8 protein-coding genes are annotated in these 25250 nt (G+C 36.5%); 5 read left to right on the forward strand and 3 right to left on the reverse strand.

The window, feature by feature from the left end; genetic code table 11:
• Positions 1–20: 20 nt before the first annotated feature.
• The 3 genes from ACHRWY_RS13135 to bglX all read right to left on the reverse strand — a co-directional run bounded on the left by ACHRWY_RS13135 (position 21) and on the right by bglX (position 10511).
• Positions 21–3125, reverse strand: coding sequence for a SusC/RagA family TonB-linked outer membrane protein (locus tag ACHRWY_RS13135; RefSeq protein ID WP_395355187.1), 3105 nt, complete (start codon positions 3123–3125; stop codon positions 21–23).
• A 429-nt stretch (positions 3126–3554) separates the two neighbouring features.
• Positions 3555–7697, reverse strand: a complete 4143-nt coding sequence (locus tag ACHRWY_RS13140) for a two-component regulator propeller domain-containing protein (RefSeq protein WP_395355189.1) — start codon at positions 7695–7697, stop codon at positions 3555–3557.
• A gap of 522 nt (positions 7698–8219) precedes the next feature.
• Positions 8220–10511: a beta-glucosidase BglX gene (gene bglX / locus ACHRWY_RS13145; protein ID WP_395355190.1), complete on the reverse strand. Its 2292-nt coding sequence runs from the start codon at positions 10509–10511 to the stop codon at positions 8220–8222.
• Between the two features lie 1523 nt (positions 10512–12034).
• On the opposite strand from bglX, the gene ACHRWY_RS13150 reads away from it, so the two are divergent.
• The 5 genes from ACHRWY_RS13150 (at position 12035) to ACHRWY_RS13170 (ending at position 25244) form a co-directional block, all read left to right on the forward strand.
• The gene (locus ACHRWY_RS13150) at positions 12035–12610 is read left to right on the forward strand and encodes a hypothetical protein (RefSeq protein ID WP_395355191.1); all 576 of its coding nucleotides are present in this window, start codon (positions 12035–12037) and stop codon (positions 12608–12610) included.
• 27 nt (positions 12611–12637) lie between these two features.
• A complete protein-coding gene (locus ACHRWY_RS13155) occupies positions 12638–13285 on the forward strand; it encodes a hypothetical protein (protein WP_395355193.1) in 648 nt (215 codons plus the stop codon).
• Between the two features lie 82 nt (positions 13286–13367).
• Positions 13368–14099, forward strand: coding sequence for a hypothetical protein (locus ACHRWY_RS13160; protein WP_395355195.1), 732 nt, complete (start codon positions 13368–13370; stop codon positions 14097–14099).
• Positions 14096–15724, forward strand: a complete 1629-nt coding sequence (locus ACHRWY_RS13165) for a hypothetical protein (RefSeq protein WP_395355196.1) — start codon at positions 14096–14098, stop codon at positions 15722–15724. The genes ACHRWY_RS13160 and ACHRWY_RS13165 overlap by 4 nt, the downstream gene beginning before the upstream one ends.
• Before the next feature lie 13 nt (positions 15725–15737).
• On the forward strand, positions 15738–25244 hold the full coding sequence (locus ACHRWY_RS13170) for a DUF6603 domain-containing protein (protein WP_395355198.1): 9507 nt from the start codon (positions 15738–15740) through the stop codon (positions 25242–25244).
• Positions 25245–25250 lie beyond the last annotated feature (6 nt).

The raw sequence follows: 25250 nt of genomic DNA on the forward strand, positions 1-25250 counted from the left end.
AATTGTGTTTTTTATCAATTTTAGAATTCTAAATTTAAACCCATAGAAGTAGTTCTTGGTACTGGATAGCGTCCCAGATCAATACCGCTAAGTGTTATATTTTGATCTAAATTTCCTAAAGCAGGATCAAAACCGGAGTATTTTGTCCAGGTGTATAAGTTTTGGACATTGACATACAATCTCACTTTAGATATAATAGAATTTTTGAATATTTGGCTTGGTAAATCGTAGCTCAAAGAAACATTCTGAATTCTTAGATAAGAACCATCTTCAACAAATCTATTCGAGATTCGACCATTACCATTTGGATCATTAAGCGTAATTCTGGGTTCATTTGTGTTTTCGTTTACTCCCGGTTCAAAAGCATTTATAGCCCTTGTGCTCACGTTTGCAAATCGATCTCCAAATCCGGGATAAATTCCATCTGTATAATGACGTGTAAAATTGTAGATTTCATTACCCTGACTTCCGGTTAAAACAACAGATAAACTAAGGTTTTTATACTTAAAGTTATTGGTAAAAGAGTAGGTGAAATCAGGAATTGCGCTTCCTATAGCTTTTTGATCTTTAGCATCAATTTTTCCGTCACCATTAAGATCCTTAAAACGAATATCACCAATTCCCGTTCCTGTTTCCTGAATTGGTCCTGCGGCTAATTCTGCAGCATTTTTAAATAATCCGTCCGTAACATATCCGTAGAACTGTCCAACAGGCTGGCCTTCTGTAGTTCTGGTTACGTTATACAAGTCAAATTGTACTTTTCCTAATAAAGATTTACCTGCACCTTGAAAACTAGTTAGTTCATTGTTGTATTTTGAAAAAATAATGGTACTGTCCCAGGTAAAGTTTTCAGTAACAATATTTCTTGTATTCAGGGTAAGTTCGACTCCTTTAGTTTCAATTTCACCTGTATTCAAATAATAATTAAGCGCACTCTGATTCGACTCATCATTGATTTGTTTCGTCAGGAAATTAGAAGAATGTTTAACATAATAATCAAAGTCTAATTTTACTCTGTTATTAAGCATTCCTAATTCAAAACCAACATCAAAAGACTTAAGGGATTCCCATTTAATATTCGGATTGCCTAAATTATCAATGGTGGGAGATACGCCTCCAAATGGAGATGCAGTCAAGGAAAGAATCGTTTGGTATCTGTTTGCCGGAATATTTTGATTTCCAACCGAACCGTAACCAGCTCTAAATTTCAAATAATTTACTGTAGAAGATAAAGGCTCAAAAAACTTTTCGTTACTAACAGTCCAGCCTGCAGCAAATGAAGGGAAATAACCCCATTTATTATTAGGTCCAAAGTTTGAAGAAGCATCTGCTCTTAAAGACGCCGAAAAAGAGTAACGATCAGAAAAGCTATAATTTAATCTCGAAATATAAGAGGTCATAGACCATCTGCCAGAACCATTTCCGTTAACTGCAGTATCTATATCGCCTATATTTAAGTTGGTAAAATCTTTACTTAGGAATTCACCCGATCTGTAACCGCTCAAATATTCGTATTGACTTTCCTGAGCTTCCTGACCCAGTAAAAAGGTAAAATTGTGTTTCTCGTTGAAAGTTTTATTATAAGTCAAATAATTTTTTAAACTCCAATAAAAGCTTTGATCCTGCTGTTTGAATGATTTGTTTAAAAGTTCAGACACATTTCCTAACGTATATTTAGGTGCAAAAGAACTGCTTTTTGCAAAATTTAAATCATATCCCAATTCCGTTCTAAAAACCAAACCTTTGATAAGAGTGAAATCAGCAAATACATTTCCATTGATTTTATATCGATCCGTTTTTGCGTTATTGTATTCTGACAAAGCAATTGGATTCGTCGCCTCATTTGCCGAAGAACCTAAGCCACTTGTTGGACCTGCAAAAGAACCATCAGCATATCTAACCGGTAATTCCGGTGATTGTCTTAACGTATTCATCACTAAACCGCCTCTGTCATCATTTCGAACAACTTGTTGTGATGACCTGCTGATTGACATATTGTTACCGATTTTCAACCATGATTTCACACTTGAATCCACGTTTAATCGCATGGACATTCTGTTGAAATCTGAATTTAGAACAATTCCTTCCTGATCAAAATAATTTAAAGAAGTATAATATCTTGTTCCGTCTTTTTCACCTGAAAATGATATTTGATGATTGTACATCGCAGCAGTTCTAAAAAGTTCGTTCTGCCAGTTTGTTCCATTTCCTAATAAATCAGGTTTTTGATATTGATATGGAACTGACTCACCATTTAATTTGAAAATTTTAGCCTGATAAGCAGCATATTGAGGCAAGTTTAAAACATCAACGGAATTTGCCACTTGCTGAGTCCCCATATAGGTTTCATAGGTAAAAGTTGATTTTCCTTTTTTTCCTTTTTTAGTTGTAATCAAAACAACACCATTGGCTCCATTTGCGCCATATATTGCCGTTGATGAAGCATCTTTTAAGATATCAATAGATTCGATATCTGAAATATTCAATCCTGACAAAGCTGAGTTTTTAGTTTGGCCGTTTCCTCCGCCCAAAGCGCTAAATGAAAATGAATCGTTGTTTTTGTCCGCAAAAACCGGAGTTCCGTCAATTACATACAAAGGTTCATTTCCATTAATAGAAGTAATGCCCCGAATTTGAACCGAAATTCCTCCTCCCGGTGTACCTGAATTTTGGGTGACATTTACACCTGCTGCTTTACCTACAAGAGCCTGATCGATAGAAGTAAAGGGTTTGTCCTGAATCTCAGAAGCTTTGATAGAAGAAATGGCACCATTTACATCTTTTCTTTTTGAAGTTCCGTAACCGATCACGACTACTTCATTTAATTTTTCAAGGTCATTTACCATGTTGATTTTCATCAATGATTTTGTGTCTGCTGTCAGGATCACATTTTTGTAACCTATATAACTAAAAATCAATGTACTTTTTGGGTCTACATTGTTTAAGACAAAACCTCCGTCAAAATCAGTGGTTGTTGCATTTTTTGTTCCTTGTACTAGTACACCAACACCGGGTAAGCCAAGTCCTCCTGATGTTACTTTTCCTTTAACAGTCTGAGCAAAGAAAAAATTTCCCCACATACATACTATTAAGCACAATAGTTTTTTTAATGTTCTTTTCTGCATAAAAATTGGTCAATTAAGTTAGTTAGTTTTTTACTGGAAAATATTTAATAAAAGGGTCTTTTTATGTGCTCACAATTGGAGTCATGAGAAGAGAACTTTTTCTTAAATATTTCTTAACGAAAGTAAAATCTAGTGAGGTGTTATTGTAGAACAGATGAAGCATATTCTGCAACAAATGATGCAAAAAAAGAGCTCAACAGGCCATTATTGCTAAATAGAGGCAATTGAGGTATTAAAACAGATACTGAGATATTGCTATAAAAATTGCTTAAAAAGTATTGTTTGTATAAAAAAAGGATACAATATTTTATATATCTTAATTTTGTTTCAAATTAGTAAAGACACTTTTTGAAAAAATAGACTTACAAAAAAAAGAGCACCGATTTTTATATCGAAGCTCTTTTAAAGGCATGTTTTAAGTACTTATTCTTATGTCTTTTTTTCTTGTGTAGGCAAATGTCCGTATTTAATTTTATAACATTTGGAGAAATAGGAGGGAGAAGTAAATCCTACTTTATAGCTAATTTCGTTGATATTATTATTTCCTTTTTCGATCAGTTGCTTTGCTTTTTCTAATCGAACATTTCTAATAAACTCATTCACTGAAACACCTGTTAAAGTTTTTATTTTTCTATACAACTGGCTTCTGCTCAGGAAAATTTTAGAAGACAATAACGCTACAGTTAATTCAGGTTCACTAATATTTTCATTAATAAATGCAAGAATCTTTTGCATGAAATCATTATCAAGTGACGTCGTTTTTTCTTTGCCATCTTTTGTGATTCCGCTGTAAAATTTCTTAAACATAATTTGTCTGCTTGTAATAAGCTGTGCCAGACTCGATTTTAGAATGTCTAACTCAAATGGCTTGCTCAAATACATATCAGCACCGGAATCTATACCTTCTAATCGGTCTTTTACCATTGCTTTTGCAGAGAGCATTAATAAAGGAATATGGCTTGTTTTTAAATCGCCTTTTATGTTTTTACACAATTGTAATCCGTCCATTACAGGCATAATAACGTCTGTAATGATTAAATCAGGCAATTTCTGAACTGCAAGCTCATAGCCTTTCTGACCATTTTCGGCTGCAATAACCTTATATAATTTGCTTAGTTCTTGCTTCAGATAATTTCTTAATTCGGGATTGTCTTCAACAATTAAAACAGTGTAGGGTTTTGCAGTTTCAACAACAGTATTTTCGGGATCCGTGTAATCATCATCATCAGCCGAATGATTAACAGATTCAGACAGAAATTGGTTTTTAGTTTTTTCTGTTTTAAAAACCTCATCAATTATTTCGCTTTTCTTATACAATGATTTCCCTAACGGAAAGGTTACCGTAAATTTTGTGCCTTGTCCTACCTGACTTTCAACATCAATTCTTCCTTTATGAAGCTCAACAAATTCTTTGACAACCTCCAATCCAATTCCTGTACTGCCGTAGTAATCTTTGTTTACATTATTGACCTGATAAAACCGGTCGAATATTCTTTTTAGATCTTTCTTATGAATTCCTGAACCGGTATCTGTAATGGTTATGGAAAAAGAAGGGACTTTATTTCCATTAATTAACAGCGAATTATCAAGATCTGATTTAGCTATAGAAATGGTAATAGAACCATTATCCGGGGTAAATTTAAATGCATTTGAAATAATATTAAAAAGTATTTTTTCCAGCATTTTAGGATCCAGCCAGTCTTCAAGCCCGTCAAAAGCAGATTCGAAATTAATCGTAATATTTCTGGCAGCAGCTTCTTCGTCAAAATAACCAATGATTCCTTGTGTAAAGGCTACAACTTCAATTTTTTTGGCCTGAAGAGAAATTTTGTTGAACTCTAATTTATTAAAATCCATAAGCTCATTGATCAGTCTTGAAAGCCTATCCGAACTTTTGTGTACAATTTTTAATTTATGATGTATTTCCGGAGATAAATTTTTGCTTCTTAAAATATCTTCCAACGGATTAATAATCAACGTTAATGGAGTTCTGAATTCGTGCGAAATATTAGTAAAAAATTGTAATTTCTTACTGTTTAATTTCTCTGACTGGATGTTTTTTTCTTTTTCTAAAATTATGGCTTGTTTGGCCTTGAAACGGTTTTGATAAATTTTATTCAGGTATATAATCAGGAAAACCAAAATAGAAGTGTATAATAAATAAGCCCAAAAGGTTTTCCACCACGGAGGAAGGATTTTTATTTTTAATTCTAATGGAGTATTGCTCCAGGAACCATCTGCATTTGCCGATTTTACTTTAAAAATATAATTGCCCGGCGCCAGATTGGTATAAGTTGCGGTTCTGTTATTCCCTACATAATTCCAATCTTTTTCAAAACCTTGCAGATAATAGGCATATTGATTTTTCTTGGAATAATTATAGTTAATTCCCACATATTCAATCGTAAAAACAGATTGTGTGTAGTTGAGAATAATTTCTTTAGTCTGAGCAATTACTTTGCTTAACGGTGAGGTATCTTCATTTGGTTTGACAGATTTATTGAACAATTTGAAATCGCTGAAATACAATTTTGGTGCTTTCTCTGTTTTTTTGATCTCGTTAGGATTAAAATAATTTACTCCTTCATAACTGCCAAAATACAATTCTCCATTTCCATCCTTAAAGACTGCATTATTGTTGAAATCGTTATCAACAAGACCATCATCTTTAGTAAAATTGGTACTTTTTTTATTTTTGAAATCAATTTTTGTTAATCCGGATCCGCCGCTTATCCATAAAGAGCCATTGTTGTCAGCAATTATGGCGCGAACAGATTTTTCTTTAAAACCCGGAAAGTTATTATAGTTCGAAAATGTCTTGCCTTTTTTATTATAATTAAATAATCCTTCACCATCTGTTCCTATCCATATCGTTTTATCATTAGATTCATAGATCGATAAAATAGTCTGAATGCTATTATACTTCGTTTTGTCCTTGAACATGGCATCGCGCATATTGGTCACTTTAAAATCAGAGTCGTCTTTTAAACTTACCTGATATAACCCTAAAATCGTTCCTACCCATAAAACATTGTCAGAGTCTACAAAAACTTTACGAATGAAAGCGTTGTCTAAAGCGTTTTTTGTAAATGATTCCGAATCACAATGAATAAATGTGTTGTTCTTATTATCATAATAATGCAATCCTTTTATAAAAGTTCCAATCCAGATTCGGCCTTTTGAATCTTCTGAAAAACTAAAAATCCGATTCGATTTTAATCCCGCAGTATTTGCTGTATTGTAGTTTATGAATCGGGTAGTGCCATTTTTTAAAAAATAAATTCCGCGATCCCAGCTTCCTATCCAGATATTTTGTTTACTGTCTATAAATATGGTCTGAATATCAGCTGCATCCAAACCCGAATAATAGCTTTGATTGTTTTTGTTTACATGAATGTAGCTTTTATTGGTAAGATTATAAATATCGAGACCTCCGCCTTCATTACTGATTAACAGATTACCCTTTTTATCTTTTATAACGGAAGTTACGTAGCTGGTTTGTAGTGAATTATCGTTGTTTACTTGTGATTCCAGGGAATTGAATTTGTTATTGGGTTTGTCAAATACACCAAGTCCTTTATTAAAATAGCCTAACCAAAGACGCTTTTCTTTATCCTCATATAAAGACCAAACAGAATTAGATTTTAAACTAAAGTCATTGTATTTACTATGCAAATATTTTTGGAGTACCTGCCCTTTATAATTTACAACCAATAATCCGTCATTTTCTGTACCGCAAATTATATAGTCGTGACTGCTTTCAATAATCGATAAGATTTTGTTTTTGGTAATAGCATAATTTTCAAATTGGTAATTATCTGTTTCTGGTTTAATTTTTATCAGACCGCTTTCAGTCGTTCCCAGCCATATATATCCAAATTTATCTATAACAAGACTTTCGATATCGTCTAATAAAGGTTCTCTTTTAAATTTATCTTTGTAAACCTGTTTGAGTTTTCCGTTTAAATCAAGTTCTAAAAGTCCATAACTCGTTCCCAGATAAATAATTCCGTGCTTGTTTTTTACCGAAGATTTTATTAGAAAATTAAATTTGTCCAACACTTTTGATGGAATCAGAGAAGCTTTTAAAGTCTTTATATTGAGTTTGAATAATCCAAAACCATATGTACCTAAGATTAAATTACCGTTATTATCCTGAATAATTGTTTTTACGGTAATGGGTTCGTCGTAACCTTTTCTAATAACATCTTCAATATTGATTTTGGTAAAATTATCTAAATCCCTGTTGTACAGACACAAACCGTCATCGGTGCCAACCCATAAGTTATTATCAGAATCAATAAAGGTTGCATAAATAAAGTTACTGTTTATCGAACCGGGCTTTTTATTGTATTCATATCCAAAATAATTTACACCATCATATCGATACAAACCCGTACCGTTTGTACCTATCCAAATAAAACCATTTTTATCCTGAATAATTGAAGAAATGGCTCTTTTTGAAGTAGTTTCCTGTATGCTTCTAAATTGGTAGTTGTCAAATTTATCTTGAGAAAACAGGCAATTTAGACCTATAAAGAAGCATACAAGAATATATTTAATATTTTTCATTTAATAGTATTATTGATCAATTCCCGTCTAAAGTTTCCTTTTATTTTAAGTGTAATAAAAACAATATTAATAAAACTAAATATGAAATATACTTTTTAAGTGTAAATTTTATCATATTGCCAAAAACCTGAGCCCGATTATTAATTAATCGTACTCAGGTTATTAGATTGTTTACTTAAGAATAAATCCCGACGCCTCAGACAATGTCATTAAGTTAAATTTTTAAAAAATAAAATTATTGCAAATCAAATCCGTTTTTATCCGTGTTTTTACGAAGTAAATCTGTTTTATCCGCGTCAAAATTAGACGCTGATTTTACTGATTCGCTAAAGTAAAAACGCTGATAAAAACGGATTTTTCTAATTACTTTCCTGATTAAACTGTTAAGTGATTGTATAGATTTCCCTTAACTTAATGACATTCTGCTTCGGGACTATGTGAAAAAACTTGTTTCTTTTTGACCTCCTTTTTTCACACATAAAGTCTATGTTTCTATGTGTCTGATTCTTTTTTAGGAGGACTTTATTTTAATTCAAATTTACTGGTAAGACCTTCATTAGAATTCCAGCCAACCATGATATTGAACAAACCAGGTTCTACTAAATATTTGCCTTCATTGTCATAAAAACCAAGTTCCTTCTCTGTCAATGTAAATTGAACTGTTTTAGTTTCTCCCTTTTTTAAAGCAACAAGTTCAAAGCCTTTTAGTTCTTTAATAGGTCTTACTATACTGGCAACAGGATCATTTATGTATAATTGTACTACTTCTTTTCCGTCAAAATTTCCTGTGTTGGTAACGTCAACGCTCACTTGAATTTTTTCTCCTTTAGAAAAAGTATCTTTATTTATTTTAAGATTTTTATAATCGAATTTGGTATAACTCAGTCCAAAACCAAAAGGAAACTGAGGTGTTTTTTCTATATCCATATAATGTGACCAAAAAACATTTTTGTCACTATCAATTGGCCTTCCTGTACTGTATTTGTTATAATAAATAGGAACCTGACCTACATTTCTAGGGAAAGATATTGGCAATTTTCCACTTGGGTTGTAGTCTCCATATAAAACCTGAGCCACGGCATTTCCGGTTTGAGTTCCTAAATGCCAGGCTTCTACAATTGCGGGAACATTTTGCGCAGCCCAAGGAATACTCAACGGGCGCCCATTATTTAAAACCAAAACGATATTAGGATTTACCTTGTAGATTTCTTCTAATAATTCCTGTTGAACTCCGGGTAAATTCAGATCGGTTCTGCTTCTTGCTTCTCCGCTTTGAAAACCATATTCACCTAAAACCATTACCACAACATCGGCATTTTTTGCAGCTGTTTTTGCTGCTTCAAATCCGCTTTTATCTGTGGTGTTGAAAACTGTTTCTGTCAGGAAAGTAGCTTTCTGTGAAAGTAAATCTGCGCCTTTTTCAAAAGTCAGCTGATTGTTTTTGTATTGCTGCATTCCTTCAAGAACTGAAACTGCAGTATTATCATCGGCTGCAATTCTCCAACTTCCAAGCGGACTGTTTTTATCATTGGCCAAAGCGCCAATCAAAGCAATTTTTTGTCCGGATTTCTTTAGCGGAAGCAAATTCTTATCATTCTTTAACAATACAATTGATTTTTTTGCCATGTCAAGAACGCCTTCATTATTGGCTTTACTTCCAACAACTTCTTTTTCACGTTTTTCGTCGCAATATCTGTACGGATCGTCAAACAAACCCAATTCAAATTTTACACGCAAAATTCTGCGAACGGCATCATCAACCAAAGATTCGTTTACTTTTCCTTCTTTTACAAGTGCAACTAATTTTGCTACATACAAATACGATTCCATATCCATATCAGAACCAGCAATGACCGCTTTTGCAGTTGCGTCGGCTTCGTCCTTGGCATATCCATGTGCAATCATTTCACGAATAGATGCATAATCCGAAACCACAAATCCGTCAAAATTCCATTTTCCTTTTAGGATATCTCTTTGTAAAAATGCATTTCCCGTTGCCGGAATACCGTTTAAGGTATTAAATGAATTCATAAATGTGCGGATTCCTGCATCAACCGTTGCCTTAAAAGGCGGCAAAACCGAGTTATATAATTTAGAATTACTGATGTCTACCATATTATATTCTAGTCCTGCCTCAACAAAACCGTATGCTGCAAAGTGTTTTGCACAAGCCGCAATCGTATTTACTTTAGCTAAATCTGCAACGGTTTCTCCCTGAAAACCTTTTACTCTTGCATATCCTATTTTACTTCCTAAATAAGGATCTTCACCGGCACCTTCCATAACACGACCCCAGCGTGCATCATTTGTAACATCGACATTGGGAGCAAAAGTCCAGTTGATACCAGATGCCGAAGCCTCATCTGCCGCAATTGCCGCCGATTTTTTAATAGCTTCCAAATCCCAGCTTGCAGCTTCTGCCAACGGAATTGGGCTTAACGTTTTATAGCCATGGATCACATCAAAACCAATAATCAGTGGAATTCCCAAACGGGTTTCTTCTACCGCGATTTTTTGTACAGCACGAACTTCTTTGACACCCCTTACGGTAAGCATTGATCCAACAAGTCCTTTTCGTAAGTGTTCGTATTTTAATTCGGCGCTTCCGCCTTTTGGTGCAGGGCCTGTAACATCCCAAAAACCATTGTATTGATTCATTTGACCTGCTTTTTCTTCTAAAGTCATTTCTTTCATCAGAAATGTAATTCGGTCTTCAATTGATTTTTTAGGATCCATATGTTTTTTTGTCTGGGCATAACCGTTTCCAAAAACGATTAAGAGTAAAAAGGCATATTTTTTAATTTGTTTTTTCATCATTGTGGTTTTTAGTTTTATTGTAAAGTTGTTTGAATTGTTTTTTTTATTTTGAATACTAATTTTACAGGTTTATTTATATGAAATGCATAAAATATAAAATTGTAAATGTAGTTTTACACTATTAATCAAAGTAGTAAATTTGATGCATTAAGTAATACAAATGATGCATTTACGATATTTAAACGAAAGAAAATGTGGTTTGGAACTATGTACGGGAATGATGAAGATATAATTTGCTATTTGGATCTTTTAGTAGTGTTCCATTGACTTTTACTTCTAAAGTTAAGTTTTACCTTTGCTTTTTTGAATCTTGAAATACAAATTCCATTGATGTTGATAACCTAATTTTAATTTAAAGTGGAAAACTTTCAAACAGAAAATAAAGAAAGTAAAAATATAAAAGTACACAACGATTCCGTTTCAGGATCTGATCGTTGGGCGTCAGAAATTGTTAAATACAGCGCGGTGATTTCTTTTTCACGGATATCTGTAATGCGATAAACAATATACGAAATAAGAATACTATCAGGATACTTGTTGAACAAGGTGAAGATGTGGACCGCAAGCTATATTTTTATCATAAAAAATGAAAAAGTTAAGCGTTAATTTATATTGCCTAATCTAATTTTTAATCAAAATCTATTCGCCAAAATATTTTTCATTGACCTTTTGTAAAGGTTAGGTATAGTACATTTGAAAAATATTTTTTTGGAGTAGGATATATTTTTTTAAAATTTAAAGACAATTGGCGCTGGTACAGACCAACTCATAATTATTTATTATTATTATTATGAATATAGTCCTGAATATAAAGTGTTTGGTTTGTTAGCAAACTTGCAGTATACGTTAATAACTTAACCAATTTCCTTGAAAATGCAAATGTTTAAAATTTTCACGAATAAAAACAAAAATTATCGAACCACAAAAAAGCCGAGAAATCTATATTTCTCGGCTTTTAATTTTTAGTAGTAGCCTAACGGGACAATTCTCGAACCATTTCATAGAAGATTTAATACTCATTTATCGCAATTAAAGAAATATTAACTAAGTTCTTCAACTTTTCAATATTTAAAATCATCAATTAATTAGAACGTTTCTAAGCGGAAGCCCTTGTTAAAGTGTATTTTTTCTTTTTCTTTATTCTTTATAAAGCTTATAATAAGATAGTTACCGTCTGTTTTTTTGCGACAAATGACTGTAACTCCACAGGCATTACAGAGCATATTTTCTCCCTTATAACAAAGAATCTCTCCCTCATAACACTAATTATCTATTTGATGTATATTTTTTTATTTCTCTTATAATTAGAAAGTAGCTTTACTTTATAAATTAAGTGGTTGCATTGAGAAAATAATCAAAGAAAAAACCTGATAGGCCTAAAGAGTAAGGATATCTTAAAGTTGAACAAACCTGTTGTTTAATTTTATTAAGAATATTCAGTTTAGCAGCAATAACAGATGGTGTATGCTCAAAGAGATTTGATTAAAAGGAAAAAATAGAAACCATAAAAACAATTATATATGAATAATCTAAAAGATTACCACAAGAAAAACTTTGATGAAGTTAATGAACGTTTGGGAATAACTCCCACAGAGAATTTGTTAAAATCATCTACTGATGATGTTTTTGCAAAAAAAGATGTTATTGTTTTTGGAAGTGACAAGGCTACCTGCGACTTCGTTGGTAAAGTAGTGCCGGTTGCATCCATAGCAGAGTTAAAAAGATTATCAGGGGTGCCGGCAGATGCGGATGACAGTCATGTTGAGTATCCCGAAAAAACTGCAGGACAGCTTAAAACTGCAGATTCAAGTGACAGTCAGAGAGAAGATATTGCAAAAGCTGCATCATCTTATATATTAGGTAACCCTGATAAAGTTAAACATTATGAGGATGTCATTAATAGTTCTCTGTTCCCAGGTAAGGCTGTACTGTTCTCTGTCAAGGATTTATTAATCAAAACAGGCCAAACTGTTATTTTAGGCCAAAGTGGTGAACCGGAAATTTACAATTTCGGAAGCATTACTATTCAGCAGGGTGGAGAACTGTCTATCGTTGGAAATGTACAATTAACCTGCCAGGTATTTACACAATTATAATCTAATAACCTTAAATCTTAAAATAACATGGAAAATAAAACAATAAGTTTTGTACCTACGAATCCTACTACTCCTGCACCTAATGGAAAAGATGGGCCAAAGGGGGCAAGCGGAACAAACGGAACTGACGCTTCTTATAGCTATGACGGAGGTAACTGCAAGCATAATTGCTCAAGCCCGGCTACTAGAGGTTCAGATGGAGGCCAGGGTGGTGCTGGCTTAAAAGGTACAGATGGGTTCGATGGAGTTGCAGGGCCTATCTCTACAATGACTTTAACTACTGTTATTGGAGACCTTACAGTTGTTGCCGGGGCCGGAAATGGACAAACCGGTGGTAACGGAGGTAATGGCGGGCCAGGAGGAGACGGTGGCTATGGAGGTAACTGGAATCCTAATGGTTATACTGATATAGGAAATAGCTGTAATGGCGGAAGCAATGCAGCTAACGGAAATACAGGTCCTCAGGGAACGGGCGGCCCAGGCGGTAATGCCGGTAACGGTGGGGCGGGAGCTCAGGTAATAATTTATTACACCGAAATTACAGGGAACATAACAACTAATATTGTTAACAGCCAACCTGGTGCAGCTGGTTCGGGTGGTGCAATAGGAGGTACTAATGGTGCTCCGGGTAAAGTAGGCGTACCGTCTAAAATTACGCTAATCCCATTAACGTAGTAAAAAATATTTGTTACATAACATTCCGGATACTTAATGCATCCGGTATTTTTCTATTCTATAATAATAATCTTAATGTATTATGATAATCAATGGTATAAACTATAGTATTTATATATCTGCAAAAGATGGATTAAATGGTACCCATGGCGCTAGTGGCATTATGGGTGCGAACGGAATTAATGGGAACAATGGCTCACGCACTGGAGGCTGGTTTCCAAAATGTACTTGTGCAACAAATGGCACACCGGCAGGTAATGGTACAGATGGAATCATTGGAAGCGATGGGACACCAGGTTCAGATGCTCCCGCCAGTTTTGTTATGACTGTCACGGATTTTGTCATTACTGGCCAAGCACTTAATATTTTAAGTCAGGCGGGGAATGGCGGAAATGGCGGAAATGGTGGAAACGGCGGAAACGGCGGAAACGGCGGAAATTCAGGTGTAAATGTAAGCAAGTGCCTTAGCGATAACTCATGTCCTTCTGCTACAGGAGGTAAGGGAGGCAATGGTGGAAACGGTGTTACCGGAGGCAATGGTGCTTCCGGGGGTGATGCAGGTAATGTTACAGTGTATTACTACAACTATTCTAACGATATGAGTAAGATGAACTTAAGCACTAATCCAGGACTGGGAGGACAGGGAGGTCTTGCGGGAAATCCTGGAAATCCTGGAAATGGAGGTACTAATGAAGGCGGTCCGTCACATGCTCCAAACGGTTATCCCGGAGGAAATTCGGGCGGAGGAAATCCTGCTGATAATGGAGCTGCGGGAATAGTTACTTTAAAAAAAATAACAAAAGTAATGCAATGAAAGATAGTGTCGCTTCTTTACAGGTTTTAATGGTACAGCTGGCCTCTCAGGCCGCTTTACCTACTCTTATTAAATCAGGGCCGCAGTTGCCGAATGGCTGGGTAACCTTAACAATATTTACTAGCAAGGCCTTAGGGACTGTTACACCTGTACAGGGCTTTTTGTCTGTAGGACCTGTTAATGAGGATGGTGACCTGGCTGTTACACTTTCCCTTGGAATTACGTGGAGTGCATATTATAAAAATAATGTAACGGGGTTTCCGGTTCCTGAAAACGACCTTAAACCCCTTCCATTAAGGATTATAGGTAAAAATGCGCCGCCGACAGTGCCGCCTGCAAAGCCGCCAATGGTATTAACGGTATTTGCTAATGCTTATTCCAACGTGCAAAACTTTATATGGGATAGCTTAACATTTATTGAAGAAGAATATAATGATATACCGTTCTATATAACAGGCATGGGGCCGGGAGCACCAATAGCCCAAATTTGTTCACTGGATTTTAAAAATGGAAATATAGGTCCCAAAAAACAGGATCCTCCAGCACAATTGGCAGAAGGATATACTTTTTCGACACCAGCATTTACAAATGTTGAATTTCAGACTTTTTATAATTCTTTGATCACCAAAAAAACTATGCCTGCACAGTATGCTGTTTGTGCAGCAACACCAAGCATAAGAGCCGATTTTTTTCCTTTAAATGATGGTTACTTTGCACTTGGGGCAATACAGTATATTAGGGGCTTAACTCTCCCTCAATATGATGTTCCCTGGTGGAACCGCAGTGATGTTTATTATTTAAAGCAGCTAGGAGGTGAACCCAAAAAAAATCTGATTATTCCGGTGTTAATTTCAAACCCGCCTGCCTTTTTTTCGCAAAATATGGCGTTTGTGTTATCGTTATTGACGGCTGTAACGTATCAGTTGGCACAGCATCCTGAATCAATAATAAAAATAAACATAACCCCTTACACACTGTATAAAATTATTGGTGACGGTACTACTTTTGCGGCCATTTTTCAAAGTCCTGATTCGGTTGTCGTGGCTTTTAGGGGTACAGTAAATTTTAAAGAGTATTACACCTATAATTGCCAGTCTACATTTGCTTCTGTTAATTTTATTAAGGATTCCGCAGCAGCAGTACATGCCGGTACAGCAGCAATTTATAATCTGCCTATTAATAATGCATCAACAACAGTAGCTGCTGCATTAATAGCAGAACTTAAAATTATTGCCCCAAATAAGAAACTGTATCTAGCAGGCCATGATATAGGCGGTGCAGTAGCCAGTCTGGCAGCAACAGATTATGCAATTAGCAAGTACGGCTTTAATGTAACGGCACTCTATACATTTGGCAGCACCTTATTTTCCAATATTACCTTTAAAGAATATTTTGAAAATAACATTGGCCCAAACAGTTATCAACTGTTAAGGCTTAAGGATACATCACCCAACGCAATTGTAACATTAGGATATCTTAGTTTGATGAACCCGATAACGGTAAATGGGCAGCTTGAAACAGAGGAAGCTACTTACCATTCGCTTGAAGGGTATATCAATTTGTTAAATCCTTATGAATCTTCACAATCTGCAAAGGATACAAATAGCACACCTACAGAACTATAAGTTTTATCATCCCATGGAAAACACATATTTTAACGATACAGAAACATTCACAGAGGATGCCTTAGGAGGCAATAACGGTGTTACATTTTCCGGTTTGGATCCTATTTTGGGCAGTCTGGGTGAAATGGTGGGCCTTCTTGATAAAGAAGAGTCTCAGGATGATACCTACAATCTTAATAATGCATGGTTTACAGATCCTATAGAAAAGACTAAAAGCGGATTTACAGAAAAATCATCTAATTTGGGAGATTTACTGGGTCAGATATTAGGCAAGGTAGGAGGTAATTCGCTTGGCATTCCGGTAAAAGATCCTGCTTTACTGGGTACATGGTATCCCGTAAAATATGATGATAAGGAAACCGGACTTTATTTTGTAACCTCTCAAAAAGGTACAGAAACTGTTTTAGGGCTGGGTATTCTGCACAGTTGGACAGTGACATCAGAGAATCCATTAATAAAGGTTAATGTTTGGGGCCAGATCCCTTTTATCAGGATTGATAAAGGAGAGGTTAACATTACTTTTGATACAAAAGGATATCCTATCAATTTTGGAATAGCGTTAGAAGGGGCTAAAACCGACAGCCCTTTAATAGATATTAATGATGTTTCTTTTAATGGAGTAAAAGTAAATGCCAGTATAGATCTTGCTGCTGCTTCTCCGTTTGATCTTTCGGTTATGGTGCTGGCTTTAAAGCTGGCAGGAGATAAAAAACCAAGCGACCGCACCCTTGCTGACCTTGAAGCCATAACAGGCCAGCAGATACTGGAAACGGTATCCAGCCTTTTTATTGGGGCTTTAAGTAAAGTGTTTCCAGATGAGAAACAACAAACAAGAATAGGCTATTTTGCTCCTTTAATGGGATTAACTTCTATAATTCCTAACTCAGACCAAAAATTACCTGTATTGGAATGGTATGAGTTGTTTAAAATAGCTTCAAACCCAAGTCAGTATCCTAATGGTGCAGCAACACCATTTTTAAACTGGTTTAATACTCTAAGTTCTAATCCTGAACAATTAAAAGCGTGGCTTTCCTGTCTGGGAGGTTTTATAAGCGATACTCCGGTAACTGCTACAGGAAGCGGTACAAGAGCAAATCCTTTCCAAGTCTCACTAATTAGCGTTGACAGTATTGGAAAACTAAATTTTACAGTAGGTACCGATGTAGTTTTAGAAGGTACCCGTTATTTTTATCCGGGTATATCATTTTCGGGCAAAGATATAATACTGGGCGATTCTGATGTTGCCTTTAATGTGGAAGCCGATTTGGAGTTCGCAAAATTCCAGCTAAGCGGAAGGAATGTATCGGCAGATCCTACAATCAATTTTCAGTTTAAATGTGCCCTTAATAATAAAACAGCTGGTAAACCGCTATGCGAATTTAATGAATACAGTTTTGGTAATCTTGAAGGAGGTATGTCATTTGGTTTATCCGGAAGTGTGGTTCCTTATTTCAGATTAAATAAGGTTGTAACCGATACCAGCTCTTTTGATACGATTGATCTGCTTTCTCCTTCTCAATTAGCTAATGCAGGTGCTTCATTATTGAGTGATGGTATCAAGACTTTACTGGGAGTGACATCAACTTCAACAAATACATTTGCTAATGGTGTAGCGTCGCTTATAGGTCTTACACGTCCAACAAGTGCTGCATCAGACTGGCCTGCAGAATTAGCAGTCCCGTTTGACGCTCAGCAGATGATTAATTCGATAACAAATCCAATAGGTGCATGGGCAGGATATTATCTGGAAGTCCTTAAGTATGCACCATTGGTCAATAATAAAACAGCATTTACATATATAGTGCAGGATTTTGCACAAATGCTAAATGCAGCAACTGGAGGAGAAACCATAACTGTAACCGGTGATGGTACGGCTGATTCACCTTGGAAAGCAGGTATCTCACTGGATGATATTTCTTTGCCTGCTTATTTAACGGCATATAATACAGTATTACCTAACGATGATACAAGGCTTGTTTTGGGATTATCATTAGAGCCGGAGCTAAACCTGCTGGATGTAAAGGTTGTTCCTTCTATAACGCTTGATTTTGTAAGTGTGGATTTCCCTTCTGGAAGTACAGGAAACACACAAATAAGCGCTAACTGGCTGCCACTTATTGCCGCAAAGTTAACATTGCCCGACGGTTTTGAGACACCCGAAGCAGCAGGTATTTCTGTAAGTGTGGATAAATCTCAGCTATCTGCTGCATGGAGTAGATTTAGTGGCTGGAACTGGTCGTTATTTGTAAATAAGCCAACTTTGAAACTGGATGGTAACGATCTTGCACTTGGACAGGACCTTAATTTTGATGACCAGTCTGCACTGGAAGATCTGGTAATAAACGGTGTAAAAACTTTTGGACCATTTCTTGTAGGGGCATTGGGCGCTTTCTTAATGCGTACTAATACGAGAGCCGGATTATTTACAACAGGGGCTTTTGGCCTGCTCACAGATATTTCTAAATCCACTATTTATCCGAAAGGGTTTAAATGGGATGGTTTTACACAATTTAAAATTTCAAGTTTTGCTGCTCCCTGGGGAGATATAAGAAACCAGTTTGCCGATAATTTCAACACCGATAATAAGGCTAAAAGTTTATTGGCATTGCTTTCATGGACCATTAATCCAGATTTACAAACACCTCCGGATATAACGGGCAGCGGTACCTTTATTGATCCTTATAAAACACCTATACCTAAAAACTTTGAAATACCGGTATGGTACGATACAGTCAGTAAGGTAATAGGAACAGGAATAGGCCGTAATGATGTATACCAATACAATGACAAGAAAACGAATCTTAATTTCCAGTTTGATCTTGAGACAAGGTTAAATGCCATAGAATTTTCTTTGGCAACCGGAGATTTTATAACTACTAATTGTCCGTCTTTCAGCCTTCTGGGAACGTTATCTAATCCTGATGGCCTTTTGATAGATTTACCTCTTAATGCAGGAAGTGTTGGCAAGGTAATATTAGGATTAAATTTAAGCATAGCAGACTCAGGTATAAAATTTGAACCTGTAGTAACTATGCTTGATGTAACGCTGGCAGGACAGGAAAAAAGGGATTCGTTAACGCTTGAAGAAATTTTAAGCCCTGATTTTGCAGCGAGCCTTCAGCAGGCATTTTATACCATCTTAAATGAGGCGGTACAGGTTGCCGTTGCACAGGTAAAAGATGTACAAGGCTTTAAAACGGCATATGAACTTCTGTCTTTATTAGGACTGGTTATAGTCCGGGTAGAAGAAGAAGATCCTTATGCCATAAATATTGCAGGGTGGAACGGACTTATTTCTAATTTTGATACCTATATCGAATCGCAGCTATCTTCCTTATTGACTGATGTCAATGTAAGAAAGCAGTTATTCTCCTTTTTAGAAGATATTTTTGATATTAAAATTCCTGACTTTCCAAAACCACTTCTCGATCTTTTAAATGCACTGGGTATATGCGGGCCGGCTTCCCAAGGGTATCCTTTATATCCTAAAGCTTTACTTGAGATAGCTTCAAATCCGGTTAACAGTATAAGAGACAGGTTTGAAAATTTATTCACTAATACAGAAGTATTACAAGCACTAACAAGAGAGCTTGTACAGGATCTTCAGCCGGCAAAATGGGGTAATTTCACTTTTAGTACAAACAGTAGTGGAGTAGTAACTCTGGCGATTTTACCGGAAAATGCATTTAAGCTGGGTACATTTGCAGAGTTTAGCGGTACTATAATTCTGGATCTTATTAACAAATCTATGCAGTGCACGCTTAATGCCTATTGTCCGGTATTAGAGTTGGCATTAAGTAATACTATAAATTTAACCTATCCTTTAACTACAGATAATATCTTCACTTCAAAATTAATTTGGGGTGATGGCAGTAAACCTTCTGCAGATCCGCTGCAATTGTATCCTTTTGATGGAGGCACTTTTGTAGATCAGTTATCTAAAATAGCACCAGCTTATGTCCTTAATGTGCTTTTAAATGCAGTTCTGGAAGACAGCTTGTTAAATAAGTATCCTTTCCTGCAACAGGTATTTGAAGGTCTTGGTTTAGCTAAAAAAACGAATAGTTCCCAAAATAAGGATCTTCTTTTAGCAGCATCAAACAGTCAGGAATGGAGCATGGAGTCTATATTAGGGATACTAAAAGACCCGCTGCCATGGCTTTTATCAGATAGTGTACTAGGACTTAACGGCAAGTTTAATGTAGCTTCACTTGTAAAACTTCTAAGTAATTTACCCGAAGTGTCAACTGCAAATGGTATAAAGGCAGCTCCACTTACAAATGGGGTAAGTATTACTGGTCTGCCTTATGATCTGGCTATAAACCTGACGGGAGAAAACGGACTGGCTTCATTTCAGTTTGGTACTACAGAAATAGACATTGCCGGAGGTACGGCTGTGTTGGATAATCTTAAATTAAAAGTAGATCTTGACGCTAATTTTCAGCCCGCATTTTCGGGAGGAGTAGATATTTCTACTAAATCGGCTGATATTCCTTTCTTTATATCTACCGGGTTTGATAAAGAATTTCTACTTAAAATATCAAGGGGCACTCCGGCAGAACCGGAAGACTTAAACCTGCAATTACTGCCATTTTTAGGATGGGGGAATATCGCAGGCCAGGCTGCGGGACTAGCAGCTGTAACCCTTATTAAAGACCTTACACCTAAATTGCTCACGGCATTGGCACAAACAGGAGCAAAACCATTTATAGATAAAATGACAGACTTTGCATCGTCTGTAGAGGTAGGTAAACTAGCCGATGCATTATTAAAAATACTTACGCCACAAAACTTTATAGATAAAACACAGCCTGAATTACTTGAGTTAATCGAAGAGGCGGGCTTGAAATGGTTAAAAGAGAGGTTCAGCGAAACGAATTCCGCAACAACTGCTATTGCTGTAAAAACATTACTGGATACGGTATTGCCTACCCAGATATCGACAGACAAGGGACTTGTGTTGTTTTCTCCGGGTGCGAATATGCCGGTAATAAAAGCAGGTTTAAATAACAAGAATCTGTTGGGCTTATGGGCTGGGCTGGAAATGCCTTCACTTAAGATAGTTGATATTACTATTTCTGATACAGGTGCAGGTATTGATATTGCCACAGGTAAATTCGATTTTAATTTTGGGTTTAATGTTATGGTACCTATTGAAGGTACTTCGGGACCGTCTATTAATCTGGAATACGTTTCGGATAAAGGTTTTGTATTATCTCTGGATCCACTGACCAATAAGAAAGAATCGGGTCTGGAAAATTCAAGCCTTAAAAGGCAGTTACTGCCGGAGTTTTTCCCTGGGCAGGGTTCATTATCCGACAGGATGTCCGAATGGATATTCAGCGTATTTAAAAATGTTGTTCCAAGATATATATCCGCATTGGTGCTTAATCAGGATAGTGTGCATACATGGCTGGAATCGCCGGTTATAAGTACTGGATCGGGAGTGCCAACACCTGCATTGCTTCTTGAAGCAACCTCACTTATTATTGGCGAGGGCAGTACCGCTAAAAAATATTACCTTAACTCTTTTGATAACCTCAGCAATATAACGCCGCAGGCTTTCTTTGGGAATCTGCTTAAAACGTTGATGCAGAATGAGATTACGATACTGACTTTTGGAAAAGATAATAAATCGAAGATAGTAATAGGTCCGGAATCTGGTAAGACGGGCAGTTATGGCCTTCATCTTTTTGCACCCGATCTTAAGATTGCAGCACTGCCTAATATTGTGTTGCAGTTAGGCGATAAAAATGATGACTGGATAAAAGGCAGTGGCGGTGAAGTTAGCAATTCCGGGATTGGTATATATATACCTATCACTGTAGATGCTAAAACTAACGAAATATCGGCCGATTTTAGTAATATAAACCTTGTACTGGATAATGTAGGATTCGATATTGTAGGTACTGAGGGTAAACCTCTCGTAGACTTCAGCAGGTTTGTAATACAAGCCATTAAGCCAAGGGTTTTATTTGATCTGAAATTAAATGGTGGCGACCCTACGGTAACATTTGGTGCTGGGGTTACGCTGGAAAATATAGGAGTTTCATTGTCACCTTCTACAATGGCATCTGGGGGTAGTGCAAATCCTATTGCAAGCAACTTGTTAGGATCAGGTGATGAAAAAAGTAAAGATAATCCGCCAACCAACCCTACATTTTCTGTAACAGCAGGTTATATCAATAAGGCCTATATTAATCTTAAGAGCAATACAGGCAATGGTACCGAGGTTATACTGCCTGTTCAAAGGGGATTTGGGCCACTGTTTGTAGACAGTCTGGGGTTACGCTGGGATGCTGAAAGCATAGAGAAGTATTTGCATTTTCTTTTTTCAGGAAGCGTAGAACTTGCCGGACTAAAAGCAACACTTATAGGGCTGGACGTAGGATTGCCTACAAAAAAACCAACAGATTTTGGTATTTATACTCTGGATCTCCAGGGGTTGGATATTAGCTTTAAGGGAGGAAGCGTTAGTCTGGATGCAGGCTTACTTAAACAAACAGAACCGTTTTTATGTTATAACGGAACAGCAGTTATTAAAGGAGGTTCATTCTCTTTAATGGCATTGGGATCTTATGCACAAATACCGGTATCTGATAAACAAGGTGCAGACACAGTTCCGTCGTTATTTGTATTTGGGGTATTGAATGCTCCACTGGGAGGTCCGCCTGCATTTTTTATTACAGGCATAGCCGCAGGTTTTAGCTACAACCGCTCTATCCAGATTCCATCTGTAGAGAAAGTACAAAGCTTCCTGTTGGTTAAAGGTGTAGTAGATGGCAGTTTTACAAGTAATGACCCTGTTAAAGCCCTTACAGAACTTTCGGAAATTGTTAAACCGGAGATAGGGCAGTATTGGGTAGCCGCCGGATTAAAATTCAAATCATTTGAGCTTATTAATACCGTTGCAATATTATTTCTGAGCTTTGGTAAAGAATGGGATATTAATTTGTTGGGGTTAAGTTATGCAACCCTGCCACCGGAAGTACCGGATATCGCAATTGCCTACTTTGAGCTGGCTATAAAAGTATCATTCAAACCAAGTGAAGGAATCATATCGGCAGAGGCAAGGCTGACGCCAAACTCATATGTGCTTACTAAAGACTGTAAAGTAACAGGAGGATTTGCCTTTTACTTATGGTATAAAGACATTACTACGAAAGATTATAAAATAGCTGCGGGTGACTTTGTAATAACATTGGGTGGCTATCACCCGGCGTTCAATGCACCTGTTTATTATCCTGATGTGCCGCGTTTAGGAATGCAATGGAAAATGGATATTGCTGTAGGTAAGATAAGTATATCCGGAGGCGTATATTTTGCACTATGCCCTACAGCCATTATGGCGGGAGGTTACCTTAATGTAAGCTATGAGCTTGGGCCGCTTAGTGCCTGGTTAAATGCTTATGCTAATTTCCTTATTGAGTGGAAACCATTCTACTTTAATGTAGGTATTGGTATTACTGTCGGGGTTTCTTTTGGAACAACCATTGCCGGTGTATCTATAACGCTTAAAGCTGAGCTTGGTGCTAAACTTAATCTTGAAGGTCCTCCTACACATGGATCCATAGAGGTGAACTGGTATGTAATTTCATTTACGATACCTATTGGATCTGGTAAATCTCCAATAGATAACCAGCTTACCTGGGCACTTTTTGAACAAAGCTTCCTGCCAAAATCAGGGCAATCAGTTTCAAAAAACTTAATGCTTAAAGATACCAGTGGTGGTTCACAGGAAATTGTGAAATGGAATGCAGATTCCGGTTTGCAAAGCACCAATAAAGATAGTGCGGTATGGATGGTAAATCCGGTTCCATTCTCTGTTTCGGTTCAGTCGGCAATCCCTGCAAATTTAGTAACCGTAAGCAACTCAGGATTTGAACAGAACGGTAAGGCGGTAGGAGTACGTCCTATGGGATATATCACAAACCTTGAAGCGCCATTAAGTATCTCTATAGTTGATGGAGCTGGGAATGAGGTTGATCTTTCTGCAAGAGGAATTACAATGACTGCTATAACAAACGGTGCCCCTTCAGCATTATGGTCAAAAGAAATGCTGGACAAAAAACAGGCACCAGACGCAGAAACGATGCTTATTGATGGAGCGTTGTTTGGGGTAACAATAACTGCAGATCATTATGTCATTGCAGGTAATATACCGGCATTTAATATAGATAATTTAAAATATGATAATAACGCGATCAGGCTGTTGCCATATGCTTTAGTACCAAATTATCCCGCAGCACCGCTTTACCCTGATCAGAACAGATCATACACGATAATCAAAGAGTCTATCATGAACAGTGATGTAATTGTTAAGCGTAACGCTGTGTTCAATGCTTTAAGGGCAAGTAGCATTGCAGCACCTGATAGTCCGGATCTTTCTGTAATGGCTTTTGCCGCAGAAATGATACTTCAGGATCTTCCGGTTATTGCAAGACTTGGCATTTATCAAAATGGCGGACAATCTGTAAAAGGAACTCCGAGAACAGCGGTAAGAGGAGTTAAAAAAGCAGCATCATTGAAAAAAGAAGTAAGGCAGCCGTTGTTACAGGGTATCTTAAAAAGATATACTACAAGAGCTGTTATGAAAGGCAGTGAAGACATATCTTCTTTAAGTGCAATGCCGCTATATTCAACCAAGGTAAGGGCTAAATGGTCTGACAAAACAGTTGATCCTGTTTCTGTGGATAAAAAAGAAATAGCTTCTGTGGATTTTATAACCATTCATGATGGAGGTATAGCTTTATGGGAAACGGATGTAAACACTGTTGTTACTGTGAAAAACGACGGTAATCTTCCTGTTCTTATATTCACTTTTAATAAATATGGGGAAATAACCAGCATGAAATATTTTGAATCCGGCGTAATATATACCCTTCCTGCTTTTACTGCACAGGTAGTAGTACAGGGCTACGGAGAAAATGTTGACAATACTGCAGGCTGGCAAAAAAATACGCTGCTTTCTAAAATCAATCCGATTTGGGCACTGACTGACAGAGCATTGATAAGGGTGCAAAACAGCCAGCGAATATTGATTCCGGGGACTAACAGACAAATGGGATTAATTGATACAGGAGACCTGCTGGAAAACAACAAGGTACACGGTGTAAACGGTTTGGAGCCTGGATGGATACAATCACTTTTCCCTATATCCTGCAAATTCATTGCTGTGATGACAGAAAGTATAATGGAAGGAGACGATGATGTCTTAGTAACTGTAGCTTCAGGGGAGATTCCGCTAAAAACCGGCTTGAACACACCTCTAAAATCATATATCCAAAATGGCAAAACAATCTTTGTTTATGCTGTTCCCGAAGCCAAATCGACAGATACCTATTATGGAGTCATTGCAAAACCAGATAATAGCAATTTAAATATTACAGGGATGTACGGACTTACAAATATGGAGGAAATTTCAGGAGAAATATGGAATGGACTTTCGCTTAATTACGGAGCCATAGACCTGGAAGCAGACAATAACAAATCGAGTGCTATACAAGTAACTGCTAAATAACGAACT

Source organism: Flavobacterium sp. FlaQc-48 (assembly GCF_044007335.1).
Lineage (GTDB): Bacteria > Bacteroidota > Bacteroidia > Flavobacteriales > Flavobacteriaceae > Flavobacterium.